The organism is Pseudomonas sp. Pseusp16, assembly GCF_047324915.1.
GTDB classification, from domain to species: Bacteria; Pseudomonadota; Gammaproteobacteria; order Pseudomonadales; family Pseudomonadaceae; genus Aquipseudomonas; species Aquipseudomonas fluorescens_CD.
In genome coordinates this window covers 1,777,561-1,790,155 of record NZ_CP168522.1, presented here as the reverse complement: position 1 = coordinate 1,790,155, position 12,595 = coordinate 1,777,561, and the positions used below count along the sequence as shown (strand labels likewise).

Sequence of the window (12,595 nt, the reverse complement as noted above, 5' to 3'; positions counted from 1 at the left end):
GATGAACATCTCTCCGGAAACCGTGCGTATGCACCGCAAGAACTTGTATTTGAAGTTGGAGGTCGGGGCGCAGTCGGAGTTGTTTGCGTTGTTTATCGAGTGGTTGCGTAAGCATTGAGAGTCAAAAGATCGCAACCTGCGGCCGCTCCTACCGGGAATGCATTTCCCCTGTGGGAGCGGCGATCCGACTTGCTCGCGAAGGCGGTGTCAGGGCTACCACCAAAGTAGCTGCTACCTCTGACCATACAAAATCACAGCCGCCCTCAATTTGTCCCGGCCAAAGCTGCACATCTTCTCGAACTCCCCATGGCTGACCGGCAGGTGCTGGCAGTCCATGGCCTGGCGATGCTGGCTGTGGTCCACATCGGGATCATGCAGATAGACAAATTCTTCATCGCAATCGGTCACCATCACCCAGTGCGGCGATTTGGAGCGGGTCAGGCGATAGCTACTGATCAGCACCAACGGCTGCCCGCCATGCTCCAGCAGTTGAGGAAGATTCAGTGGCCCGCCGATCTCACACACGACGTCACTGGCAAGCAACTGCGCGGTGAACTCTTCGTGCACCAGACGCATTACGTCTTTTTTATGCACATCGCGCACCCCGTCAAGGAACAACGGCCCGGCCATGCTCAGTTGCAGGCGCACCCGAAACCCGCGGCGCCAGGCCGCCAATGCCAGGCCTTGCGGGCTGCAGCCACCGTGGCCGGAGGTCATGAACACGGTGGTTGCCTCGCGCCAGATTTGCAGTTCTTCACGCCGCTCCAGCAAACGCCCCCGCTGCAACGCGCCCATGGCCATGAGCAGGCAGGCCGGACCGCAGGTGAAATCGGTGGTCTGTGGGTAGTAGGGCACTTGAATGTTGCGTGATTCGCGGTGCTGGAGAATGCGTTTTTCCAGGCGCAACGCATCGGCGTGGTCCTGATAGTAGTCATGGATCAGGGCAAAGCGCCGGTAACCGTTACGTTCATACAGGGCAATTGCCGGCGGATTGTCGATACGCACCTCCAAACGCAAATAGGCGCAATCGTGTTCCAGGGCAATGGCTTCGGCGCGATCGAGCAACTGCTTGCCCAAGCCATTGCCCCGCGCCTGAGCCGCGATGGCAATCGAATACAGGCGCGCCAGCGACGTACCTCGATGGAAAAGTACCACGGCGTAACCCAGCAGATGCTCGCCGTGCTGGGCCACGAGCAGTTGCCCGTTGGCGCGGCTGATCATCCATTGAAAGCTACGACTGTTGAGCCGATCGGTGGTAAAGCATTGCTCTTCAAGTTGCAGCAGTGCGGGTAAGTCTTCTATTACCGCCAAACGAAAAACTGTATTCATACTGACCGCCGTAAAAGTTGCGTAACGAAACGGGACTTTCGAATAAGTTCGTGCTTAATAGGAAAGGTCTTGTTCTCCAACGGATCAATCACTATGTCAGCGGTACAAGGTCATTGGCGCGAAGTATCCGAGCAAACTGTGCCGACAGCAATCACTTCGGCAACTTATTTAAATGATGCGAATAAAACTTCCAGCCAGTTGATTATCATCGTCGAACGCAAGGAAGACTGGGCCAACTATTTTCCCAGCGAGGACATTGTCACGGCCCAGGAGTATCTGGAACAAACCCGCGACAACGAGCAGGGCAAGCGCGTGCAGGTCATCAACCTGTGCCGTAGCTACAAGTACCTGGGGCACGGTTATTACTGCTCGCTGCTGGCTGAAGCCCGTGGGCACAAGGTCATTCCGTCGGTGCGAACCATCAGCGAACTGACCCGCAAATCCCTTTACGGACTGGCGCTGGATGACCTGGATAAAACCCTGGAAAAAGCCCTCAGTCATCATGCCTACAGCGACACTGAAGGCTTTACCCTGACGTTGTATTTCGGCAAGACCAATATCGAACCTTTGCAGGATTTGGCCAGGCAATTATTTGAAGTGTTTGCCTGTCCGATCTTGTTAGTTGAGTTTCGTCGAACTAACGGCTGGCATATCGAAGGCATCAAGTCCGGTGCGTTGCACAAGTTACGAGAGGATCAGGAAGATCAATTTGCCCACTCTCTCGATAGTTTCAGTCGCAAGATCTGGCGTCTGCCGCGCTCACGACGGCTGGCCCGCTACGACCTGGCCATCCTGCGCGATCCTCAGGAAGCCTTGCCACCGTCGAATGCCAAGGCGCTGGACAACTTCGTCCGGGTCGGCAGGACGCTGGGTATCGACGTCGAGCTGATCGAGCGCAAGGACTACGCACGGATTGCAGAATACGACGGTTTGTTGATCCGCGAGACCACCAGCGTCGACAACCATACTTATCGCTTCGCCAAGAAAGCCGAGAGCGAAGGGCTGGTGGTAATGGACGACCCGACGTCGATTCTGCGCTGTACCAACAAGGTGTACCTGACCGACCTGCTCAAGAGTCATCAATTGGGCATGCCCGCCACCGAAATCCTCTACAAGGAGCGACCGGAAGACTTCGAACGGGTTGGTGAGCGTCTGGGCTTTCCGCTGGTGTTGAAAATCCCCGACGGTTGTTTCTCCCGGGGCGTGATCAAGGTCGAAAGCCAGCAAGCCTTGCTCGAAGCCACCGCTGAACTGTTCGAACACTCGGTGCTGTTGCTGGCCCAGGAGTTCTTCTACACCGAGTACGACTGGCGCATTGGCGTGCTCAACCGCAAACCGATCTTTGCCTGCCAATACTTCATGTCCAAGGGCCACTGGCAAATCTACAACCACAAGGCCAAGGGTCAGGACATCAACGGTGAATGCCGCACCCTGGCGGTTCACGAAGCGCCTCGGGCGCTGGTGGAACTGGCAGTCAAAACCGCCAACCTGATCGGCGATGGCCTCTACGGCGTCGACCTCAAACAGTCCGGCGACAAAGTGGTGGTGATCGAGGTCAACGACAACCCGAACATGGACGCCGGCATCGAAGACGCCTACCTGCAGGACGATCTGTATTCACTGGTGCTGGAAGAGTTCGTCCGCCGCCTGGAGCTCAAACGTCGCGGCCAGGCCTGGTGAGCGAGCAATGATCAAGAGTTTCGATTTGGCTCACGGCGCACTGCACGCCGTTGAACGCCTGGACGCCGATGTCATGCTGTTCAGCAACCCCGATGCAGCCGAGCGCGACTTGCTGCACAGTCACTTCAAACTCGATGAACACGCGTTGGCCTCGGCGCTGGACCCTGATGAGGTGTCGCGCATCGAGTTCCACCCAGACAACCTGTTCCTGATCTGGAAGCGTCCGGACAGTTACTCAGGCGCCGACAGCCTGGGGTTCCAGGTGTCCTCTTGTGGTCTGCTGTTTTCTCCGGGCCGGTTGCTGGTGATCGCCACCGATGACGCCCCGCTCAACGGGCTCGGCAAGCGTCAGGCGCTCAATACGCCACTGGATGTCTTGCTCGATCTGCTGTTCAACAACATTCATCATTACCTGGGGCACTTGAAGGTCATCAAGCTGATCGCCCGGGAATTGCAGCAGAAATTCAACGCCTCGATGCAGAACCAGCATCTGATCCAGATGTTCAACCTCAGCGAAAGCCTGATCTATTACATCAACGCGATTCACAGCAATGGCGCCGTCCTGACCCGACTGCGCAATCATGCGCAAAAACAGTGTTTCAGCGCTGAGGCCATCGGCCTGATAGATGACCTGATCATCGAAAACAACCAGTGTTACAAGCAGGCGGAAATCTATTCAACGGTGTTCTCCGGACTCATCGACGCCCGGGGCAACCTGATGAACAACAGCATGAACAACCTGCTGCGCAAGCTGACGTTGATCAACGTGGTGTTTCTGCCATTGAATCTGCTGGCGAGCATTGGCGGCATGTCCGAGTTCAGCATGATGACGGCGGGAACGCCTTGGTGGGTTTCGCACCCGTTGCTGCTGTCGGCGATGATGATCGGGGCGGCGGCGATGGTGGTGGGGCTCAAGCGCTTGGCGAAATGATGGCGGTGCAAGTTGACCGCCATGGCCCCCACTGGGGCCGAGTCAGATCTGTCGAGTCGTGGCAACTAATGCCTTTCGATCCTGAAACCCGCGCACAACCAGATACAACAATGGCCCAATCGACACAAAAACAGCGGTGATCAATAGATAAGGCACCACTGAAAGCGCCGACTGCCCGCGCTTTCGTGCATCCCGGTATATCCAGATGCTCGCCAGTACCGCCAGCAAGTAAAGATCGATCACCACCTGTGCGGTATCCGGGCTGGACATCAGGCTGATGCCGAAATCGATCAGCGATTGCTCGGCCTGGAGCATCACCGAAACGGTATAGCCGGCAAAGGCGATCAGGGCGATAAAGGGCAGGGCGATAGCCTTCATGGTTTCCTTCCTTGGACAATGAATTTGATAGAGTCAGCAGCCTATAGCGCGCAGCGCAAACTTGCCATTGACTTGCCATCAATGCCCGGCTAATTTCGAGCCATGACTTCCTCCGTATTGCGCTGCCAGCCAAGCATTATTACCGCCATTCCTCATCTGGCGGGCTAGCTCACGACTGCAGCACCCAACCCGCCCCAGAGGCGGGTTTTTACTTTCTGTCTCCCGGGCCCCGATCAACGTCAGGAGACGACGATGAGTTTTACAACCGATCAGCAAGCCCTGCTTGAACGCTACGTCAAAAAAATCCTTGCCGCGCCGGTGTATGAGCTGGCGGTGCGCACGCCGTTGCAACCGGCGTCGGCCTTGTCTGAAGCCTTGGACAACCAGGTCCTGCTCAAGCGCGAAGACTTGCAACCAACCTTCTCCTTCAAGATCCGCGGCGCCTACAACAAGCTGGTGCAACTGAGCGAAGCGCAAAAGGCTCGCGGCGTGGTCACGGCTTCTGCCGGCAATCATGCGCAGGGTGTGGCCCTGGCCGCTCGGGAACTGGGGATCAATGCCTCCATCGTCATGCCCTGCACGACGCCGCAACTGAAGGTCATCGGGGTGCGCAGTCGTGGCGCTGATGCGCTATTGCACGGGGAAAGCTTTCCGTTTGCACTGGCCTATGCACTGGATCTGGCCAGGGAAACCGGTCGCACCTTTGTTTCACCCTTCGACGATCCGCAGGTGATCGCGGGCCAAGGCACGGTGGCGATGGAAATCCTGCGCCAGCATCAAGGTCCGCTGGATGCGATCTTCGTGCCGGTGGGTGGCGGAGGGCTGATCGCGGGGATCGCCGCCTACATCAAATACTTGCGGCCGGAAATTCGCATCATCGGCGTCGAGTCGGAGCATTCCGCGTGTCTGCAAGCCGCGTTGCTGGCCGGTGAGCGAGTGATCCTGCCCAGCGTCGGCACCTTCGCCGACGGGGTGGCGGTGGCGCAGATCGGCGCCTACGGCTTCGAGGTCTGCCGCTTTTGCGTCGATGACGTAGTGACGGTCAGCAACGATGAGCTTTGCGCTGCGATCAAGAATATCTACGACGATACCCGCTCGATCACCGAACCTTCCGGCGCGCTGGCGGTGGCCGGAATCAAGAAGTACGTGGCACGGAGCGGCGCTCGTGGTCAGACCCTGGTCGCCATCGACTCGGGTGCCAACATCAATTTCGACAGCCTGGGGCATGTGGCAGAGCGCGCCGCGTTGAGCGGCGCACCCGCATGACGCTTGCGCAGGCCGCCAGCGGACGCCGCGAGGGTCCGCCCGATGGCCAGGTCATTCCTGAATGGCTTTCTCGACCTTGTCCGACGCCGACCAGATTCGGTAGCGCACTTCGATGTCCTTGGGTACGTACAGCACGAGCGGCAGCTTGCTGTTGTAGCGCAGCAGGAAGCCATCACCGACCACCGGTACGAAATCCTGTTTGCTCGTGCCGTCCGGGCAGGCCATCAGCGTGCTCATCGGGCCAATGATTTTTTCCAGGCGATAGAACGGGTAGCCCCAACCTTCGAGGTTTTTCTCCTCGAGGATGCCGCCCAGACGCGGGTGGTTGCAGTCTACGGTCATTGTTTTGCCGGCCAGGATCTCGACCTGAAAGTCGTTTTCCCGGGGCTGTGGCGCGAGGTGAATCACCTGGCGGGTAAACCCGCTCTCGGCCTTCGGATAGGGCGCGGTCTCTTCGAGTTTGGCGGCGTGCGCCACGCCAGCAAGCCCCAGTGCGAATAGCGCTGTGCAAGCGTTAACGGTCAAAGAACTCATGATGCCTCCTTGCTTGAAGTGAAGGGCGGCATTCTCACTGTCGTGTGCAGTGAATGCAAATCCGGGGGGGGGGCCAGTGTGCAAATTGCAGGGGCGCCAGCGGCAACTATTGCAAACTGCACGGCAGGCTTTACCGGTGATTGGTCTAAACCCTTGAATTGCCGATGAGCTGCACAGCGAAATCCACGGTATGTTTTATGCTGTACCTGTCCTCGAAGCTTGCCGGGATCTCATAGGAGCGAGCATTGATCGTTATTGGCAGTCTCACAAAGGAGAGAGTCGCCATGTTTCTTTCTGCCCTGGAACTTCGAAACATCATCGAAAGCAGTTTTCTACCCAAGCGCTGCCAGTGCACGCTGTCACCGGATCTATCGATGACCGTCAAGGTCTATGCCGACGGGCAAACCGATCACCTGGATCTATTGGTCACCGGCATCGATGCCTCCGGGCTCAATGGTTGTCGGGAAATAAACGAGTTGATTGCCCAACTGCGGTCCAGACAGCACCACATGGAGGTCGAGCCGCACTCCATGCTGGGCAAGGCGCTTTAACCTGCGGTTTCGAGTTCCACCGATACACGCCGGGTCTGGAAGAACCCCAGGCCCAGCGCCAGTTCAAGCTCGACGGCCAGTAAAATGCCCGGCCCGGCATGGCCAATCCCCAACGGACGTTTCGGTCAGCCTTGGTTCTCGCAGGCGTCGGAAAGTTTACGGTAGGTGATTTCTGCCGGTTTTCCCGTGTCATCGATGTACTTCATTTCGGCCTTCACCACTTTGCACTCCAGGGTGTCGGGCTCGGTCAGTGAAATCACTTTGCTGACATGCAATGGCATGCCGTAGTGATAGGGCACGGCTTGAGAGGTCGTGGTGTCATTGGCCTGAGCCAGGCCGGCAAACGCCGTGCAGGCAAGGGCGGTGGTAACCAGCAGGGTGCGAGTGTTCATCAGCGATCTCCGGTGCGAACGGAATGTCAGTTCGATGTGTGGCTTGTCGAACCTGCCGCACTGGGCGTCAGAACAGTCTGAGGGCGTGCGGTCCAGTGAAGTGTTGGACCGCACGGTTAAGCGAGGGTTAACCCGGTTGAACGCCGCCTGCCGCGATTGCGCGATCCTGTGTATTAGTTAAGACCATCGGGCGCCTGATAGAAAGTCATCGCGAGCAAGCTCGCTCCCACAATGCCCGAGCGTCGACACAAATGTTGTGAACGACCCGCAACCCTGTGGGAGCGAGCTTGCTCGCGATGAGGGCATCAGTGTCAGCTCATCTCCAACTGCTGCCGATAAGGCAAATCCGGCCCGGTCTTGCTGCACGTCAACGCGGCCGCCTGTACGGCGAACCTCAGCATGCGGTCGATCTGCTCGCGGCCAAGTTGCTTCACACCCTCCACCGAATCCAGCTGCTGTTCGGTCAGCCAGGTAATCAGCGCCGCCTGAAAGGTATCGCCCGCGCCCACGGTGTCGGCGATCTTTACCGAACAGGCGGGAACCGACCACGAACCATGGGCCCGGCTGAACACGGTCGCGCCTTCGCCGCCCCGGGTCAGGAATACCAGCTGACAGCGGTGCTGCAACCAACCTTCGATCACCTGCGCCGGGTCCTGGCCGGGATACAACAGATGCAGGTCCTCGTCACTGACCTTGATCAGGTCAGCCAGTTCTACCAGCGTCGCGATCCGCGTGCGCCATAGTTCGATGTCCGGCTCCGGATTCAGACGCACGTTCGGGTCGAGGCTGATCAGGCGCTTGCCGCTTTCCCGGCGCACCAATGCCAATAGTGTGTCGGCGATCGGCTGCACCACCAGGGAAAACGAGCCGATATGCAAGCCGCGCACTTCAGGCCCGAGTGCCGGCAGGTGCTCCGGTTGCAATTGCCGATCCGCGCAGCCTTCGCCACGGAAGCTGTACTGCGGCGAGCCATTGGCCCCGACCGCGACCATCGCCAGGGTGGTCGGCGCGGCAAAGTCGAGCAGGAATTCCTGGCGCACGCCTTCATCCTGCAACACTTGAAGCAAGCGCCGGCCCAGGTAGTCGGTGGACAACCCGGCAAACAGCGCCGCGTCCACGCCCAACCGGCGCAATCCCACTGCCACGTTGAACGGCGAGCCGCCGGCAATGGCTTTGAAACTCACTTTGGAAGCCATACCGCTGGCGTCGTTTTCACTGAAAAAATCGAACAGCGCTTCGCCACACACCAGGTACATAGTTGTTCACTCTTCAAATTGGGTTGCGACATGCTGTCGATAGCGTTCATAAGCCTGCTGACAGGCTTGCACATTGTCGGCGACCGGCAGGGTTTCACTGGCCGGGTCGAGTTTCACGCAGCGTTCGCACAAGTCCGCCAGGCTGTCTTCGCGTCCGTTCGCCCGGGCTACGCACCAGGCCGCCTGAATCGCTGCACCGAGGGCCGCGGCTTCGCTTTGTTCGGTGCTGATCACCGGTGTATTCATGGTGTCGGCGATGATTTGCCGCCAGACCGCACTTTTCGAGCCGCCGCCGATCAGGCAAATGCTGCGGCTTTGTAAGCCATTGTGGCGTAGCAGGTCCAGTCCGTATCGCAATCCGAACGTCGTGCCTTCGACCACCGCGCGGCACAGGTTGGCCCGGGTCAGGTTGGTCATGGTCAAGCCCGACAGGCTGGCGCTGGCATGGGGCAGGGCGGGCACCCGCTCGCCGTTGAAGAACGGCAGCATGCTCACACCTTCGGCACCGATGGGGGCCTTGGCAACGAGCGTATTGAACTGGTCGATGTCCAGGTCCAGCAGGTCACGAATCAGTCCGGTGGCATTGGTCAGGTTCATGGTGCAGATCAAAGGCAGCCAGCCACCGCTTGAAGAACAGAACGTGGCAACCGCAGCATCTGGGGCGACGATCGGCTGATCGGCATAGGCGTACACCGTGCCTGACGACCCGAGGCTCATGGTGATTGCACCGGGCTGGATATTGCCGGTGCCGATGGCGCCCATCATGTTGTCGCCGCCGCCACTGGACACCAGTGCCCGTGGGTTGATACCCAGGTGTTCGGCAATGCCCGGCAGAATCGTGCCGACCGCCTGGTGGGCATCGATCAGCTCCGGCAGGGCGGCTTGCAGGCGTCCGCTCGGGTCGATGTCACGCAACAAGTGCACATCCCACTGGCGCGTACGCACATTGAAATACCCGGTGCCCGAGGCATCACCGTATTCGCTGCAACTGCGGCCGGTGAGCCAATGGTTGAGGTAGTCGTGGGGCAGCAAAATGCGGGCGATGCGGGGAAAAATCTCGGGGTGCTGCTCTTTGGTCCATAACAGCTTGGACAGGGTGTAGCCTGGCGCGATGACCACGCCGAGGCGTTCCAGCGAAGCCTTTTCGCCACCCAGGTGGGCCAGCAGGCGGTCATTCTCCGGGGTGGTTTCAGTGTCGCACCAGAGTTTGGCCGGCCGCAGCACCTTGCCATGCTCGTCGAGCAGCACCAGGCCATGTTGCTGGCCGGACACACCAATGCCGAGGATCGACTGGCCATCGACGCTGGCCGCGAGCAAGGCGCGGCGGGTGGCGCTGGCGAAGGCTTCCAGCCACTGCTGGGTGTCCTGTTCGCGGCGACCATTGGCAGCGCTGATCAGGCTGTGGCTGGCAGCTCCCTGGCCGAGCACTTCACCAGTGGCCGCGTCGAGGATGATGGCTTTGGTGCCCTGGGTGCCGCAGTCGATGCCGAGGAAGAGTTGTCGGGTTGTCATGGAGGATCCTTGGTCGTCAGCTTGATACAAGTCTGGATTCAGTATCACCGGTGCCTGTCTGGCCGCCTTCGCGAGCAAGCCCGCTCCCACAAGGAACACCAAACCCTGTGGGAGCGGGCTTGCTCGCGAAGACGGCAGTAGCCACACCACCGACACTACGCCAAGACCCGCTCCAGAGTTCTTGTCACACCCACTTCGCGCAAACTGTTACAGCACCACTCGAACGCCGCGACAAACTCCGGCGAACGCGAAATAGCCGTACCAAAAATCTCCTCGACCGCCAGCAAGCGCTGGGTGATCAGCACATCATCGGCCACCAGCACCTGGCAGAATGCCGCCCGTGGGTCCGGGATCGAGTAAGTCTCGCCATGCTCATCCACGCCCTTGAGGTACAGTGCCCACGCCGCCACCACCAAGGCCGCACGCCTGGTCTCGCGGCCATCGGCGATCAGGCGGTTGATGGTGGGTACGGTGAATTTAGGAAACTTTGACGAACCGTCCGAGCAAACGCGCTCCAGTTGATCGGCAATCGCCTGATTGGAGAAACGCGCCACCAGGGTGTTTTTGTACTCGGTCAGGTCAATTCCCGGCACCGCCGACAGTTGTGGCGTCACGTCCAGGTCCATGTAGGCGCGGATGTAACGCACGAACAGCGGGTCGTTCATGGTTTCGTGGACGAAACGGTAACCCTTCAGGAATCCAAGGTACGTCAGCGCCAGATGACTACCGTTGAGCAGCTTGATCTTCATTTCTTCGTAGGGCGTAACGTCGTCGGTGAACTGCACGCCAACCTTTTCCCAGGCCGGGCGACCGTTGACGAATTTGTCTTCCAGCACCCATTGCACAAAGGGTTCGCAGACCACCGGCCAGGCATCGTCCACCCCATGTTTGTCGGCCAGTTGCAGGCGGTGTTCGGTGCTGGTCATCGGTGTGATGCGGTCGACCATGGCGTTGGGAAAGCTCACGTTGCGCTCGATCCAGTCCCGCAGACCGGCATCGCGCAACGCGGCGAATGCCAGCAAGGCCTTGCGGGTGACAGCGCCGTTGTGCGGCAGGTTATCGCAGGACATCAGGGTGAAGGCCGCTGTGCCGGAGGCGCGGCGCTTGGCCAGCGCGGCACAGAGGAAGCCGAACACGGTTTTCGGGGTGTCCGGGTGCGCCAGGTCATGCTGGATTGGCGGCAAGTGCGCCATGAACTCACCGGTGCTGTCGTCGATGCAGTAACCGCCTTCGGTGATGGTCAACGAGACAATGCGGATCTCGGGGCTGGCCAGTTTGTCGATCAACGCCTGGGCGTCGTCTTCAGCCAGCAGCATGTCGCGGACGGCCCCGATTACCCGGACTTCGGTGTCGTCGCCATCGCCGAGTTCGAACAGGGTGAACAGGCAGTCCTGATCCTTGAGTTCATCACGGGCGCGGCGGTCCTCGGCGCGCAAGCCGATGCCACAAATGGCCCAGTCCAGACCGTCTCCGGTGTTCATCAGCGCATCGGTGTAAAACGCCTGGTGGGCGCGATGGAAACCGCCGACGCCGATGTGCGCGATGCCTTGGCGGGTGTCGCCCAACACGTAGGCGGGCAGGACCACTTCGGGCGCGAGGCGGTTGAGGTTGTGTTTGTTGAGTTTCATCGCGTGCTCTCTGAAGTCAGGCAGCAATGCGCAACGGGCGGGTCAACGCCACGCCGTCGGCATCGAACAAATGGCAGTGTTGCGCATCCAGGTGCAGGCTCAGGGTTTCACCGTAGCGGCTGGCCAGATCGCCGCGAACACGCAGGGTCAGGGGTTCACCGGACGAAGTCAGGACGTGGCAGAACGTGTCGCTGCCCAGGCGTTCGCTGACATCGGCGGTGACCTGCAAGGTGCAGTCACCCGGTTTGGCCAGTTCCAGATGCTCCGGGCGGATACCCAGCGTCACTGCACCGCCGACGCTCAGACGGCCGCCGTTCAATGGCAGGCTGATGCGGGTTCCGGCGTCCAGTTGCACTTCGCAGCCCTGGCTATCGGTGCGGGTGACCTTGCCTTTGAGAAAGCCCATTTTCGGCGTGCCCAGAAACCCCGCGACAAACAGGTTGGCCGGCTGGTGATACAGCTCCAGTGGCGAGCCGACCTGTTCGACCCTGCCGCCATTCAACACGACGACCTTGTCCGCCAGGGTCATGGCCTCGACCTGATCGTGGGTCACGTAGATCATGGTCGCCTGCAGCTCCTTGTGCAGTCGCGCCAGCTCCAGGCGCATCTGCACGCGCAGGGCGGCATCGAGGTTGGACAGCGGTTCGTCGAACAGGAAGATTTTCGGATTGCGCACGATGGCCCGGCCAATCGCCACACGCTGGCGCTGGCCGCCGGAGAGTTGCTTGGGTTTGCGCTCCAGCATCGGCCCCAGCTCAAGGATGCGCGCCGCTTCGCTGACCTTTTTCTCCACTTCGGTTTTTGCTACACCCGCCAGGTCGAGGGCGAACGACATGTTCTTGCGCACGCTCATGTGCGGGTACAAGGCGTAGGTCTGGAACACCATCGCCAGATCGCGCTTGGCCGGGCTCACTTCAGTGATGTCGCGGCCATCGAGTTCGATGGTGCCGCCGCTGACTTCCTCCAGCCCCGCGATCAAACGCAGCAGGGTGGATTTGCCGCAGCCCGAAGGACCGACGAAAACCACGAATTCCTTGTCATTCACTTCCAGGTCGATGCCCTTGATGATGGAAAAGCCTTCGAAGCCTTTTTGCAGATTCTTGATTCTCAGGTTGGCCATGGTGATGGGCCTCCATTT

12 protein-coding genes and 1 pseudogene are annotated in these 12,595 nt (G+C 59.6%); 5 read left to right on the top strand and 8 right to left on the bottom strand.

The genetic code is table 11. The annotated features are described in order from the left end of the window. Position 1 precedes the first annotated feature (1 nt). Positions 2-118 (top strand): annotated as a pseudogene (locus tag ACEN8Q_RS07845) (helix-turn-helix transcriptional regulator); the annotation flags it as partial. Between the two features lie 113 nt (positions 119-231). On the opposite strand, the gene ACEN8Q_RS07840 reads toward ACEN8Q_RS07845, so the two are convergent. Next, on the bottom strand, positions 232-1,329 hold the full coding sequence (locus ACEN8Q_RS07840) for a GNAT family N-acetyltransferase/peptidase C39 family protein (RefSeq protein ID WP_413704908.1): 1,098 nt from the start codon (positions 1,327-1,329) through the stop codon (positions 232-234). A 93-nt stretch (positions 1,330-1,422) separates the two neighbouring features. On the opposite strand from ACEN8Q_RS07840, the gene ACEN8Q_RS07835 reads away from it, so the two are divergent. Next, positions 1,423-3,009: a RimK family protein gene (locus ACEN8Q_RS07835; protein ID WP_413704907.1), complete on the top strand. Its 1,587-nt coding sequence runs from the start codon at positions 1,423-1,425 to the stop codon at positions 3,007-3,009. Between the two features lie 7 nt (positions 3,010-3,016). Further along, positions 3,017-3,940, top strand: a complete 924-nt coding sequence (locus ACEN8Q_RS07830; protein ID WP_413704906.1) for a magnesium transporter CorA family protein — start codon at positions 3,017-3,019, stop codon at positions 3,938-3,940. A gap of 42 nt (positions 3,941-3,982) precedes the next feature. Here the strand turns inward: ACEN8Q_RS07830 and ACEN8Q_RS07825 are convergent, their stop codons facing one another. Beyond that, the gene (locus ACEN8Q_RS07825) at positions 3,983-4,318 is read right to left on the bottom strand and encodes a DUF2834 domain-containing protein (protein WP_413704905.1); all 336 of its coding nucleotides are present in this window, start codon (positions 4,316-4,318) and stop codon (positions 3,983-3,985) included. 252 nt (positions 4,319-4,570) lie between these two features. Here ACEN8Q_RS07825 and ilvA point away from each other — a divergent pair, with 252 nt between their 5' ends. After that, positions 4,571-5,584, top strand: a complete 1,014-nt coding sequence (ilvA, locus tag ACEN8Q_RS07820; RefSeq protein WP_413704904.1) for a threonine ammonia-lyase, biosynthetic — start codon at positions 4,571-4,573, stop codon at positions 5,582-5,584. Positions 5,585-5,635: 51 nt separating this feature from the next. Here the strand turns inward: ilvA and eco are convergent, their stop codons facing one another. After that, positions 5,636-6,118 (bottom strand): serine protease inhibitor ecotin, encoded by a 483-nt coding sequence (gene eco, locus ACEN8Q_RS07815; RefSeq protein WP_413704903.1) that lies wholly within the window; start codon positions 6,116-6,118, stop codon positions 5,636-5,638. A gap of 284 nt (positions 6,119-6,402) precedes the next feature. On the opposite strand from eco, the gene ACEN8Q_RS07810 reads away from it, so the two are divergent. Next, positions 6,403-6,669 (top strand): DUF1652 domain-containing protein, encoded by a 267-nt coding sequence (locus ACEN8Q_RS07810; RefSeq protein ID WP_413422867.1) that lies wholly within the window; start codon positions 6,403-6,405, stop codon positions 6,667-6,669. Positions 6,670-6,794: 125 nt separating this feature from the next. Here ACEN8Q_RS07810 and ACEN8Q_RS07805 read toward each other — a convergent pair whose 3' ends face one another. The 5 genes from ACEN8Q_RS07805 to ACEN8Q_RS07785 all read right to left on the bottom strand — a co-directional run bounded on the left by ACEN8Q_RS07805 (position 6,795) and on the right by ACEN8Q_RS07785 (position 12,577). Further along, entirely contained in the window at positions 6,795-7,061 is a 267-nt protein-coding gene (locus tag ACEN8Q_RS07805) for a DUF2790 domain-containing protein (RefSeq protein WP_413422865.1), read from the bottom strand. Between the two features lie 311 nt (positions 7,062-7,372). After that, entirely contained in the window at positions 7,373-8,317 is a 945-nt protein-coding gene (locus ACEN8Q_RS07800) for a carbohydrate kinase family protein (protein ID WP_413422863.1), read from the bottom strand. Between the two features lie 6 nt (positions 8,318-8,323). Continuing rightward, positions 8,324-9,829, bottom strand: coding sequence for a xylulokinase (gene xylB, locus ACEN8Q_RS07795; protein ID WP_413422861.1), 1,506 nt, complete (start codon positions 9,827-9,829; stop codon positions 8,324-8,326). Between the two features lie 155 nt (positions 9,830-9,984). Beyond that, the gene (locus ACEN8Q_RS07790; protein WP_413704902.1) at positions 9,985-11,457 is read right to left on the bottom strand and encodes a mannitol dehydrogenase family protein; all 1,473 of its coding nucleotides are present in this window, start codon (positions 11,455-11,457) and stop codon (positions 9,985-9,987) included. Between the two features lie 16 nt (positions 11,458-11,473). Continuing rightward, complete coding sequence (locus ACEN8Q_RS07785) at positions 11,474-12,577, bottom strand: ABC transporter ATP-binding protein (RefSeq protein ID WP_413422857.1); 1,104 nt, start codon at positions 12,575-12,577, stop codon at positions 11,474-11,476. Between the last annotated feature and the right edge of the window lie 18 nt (positions 12,578-12,595).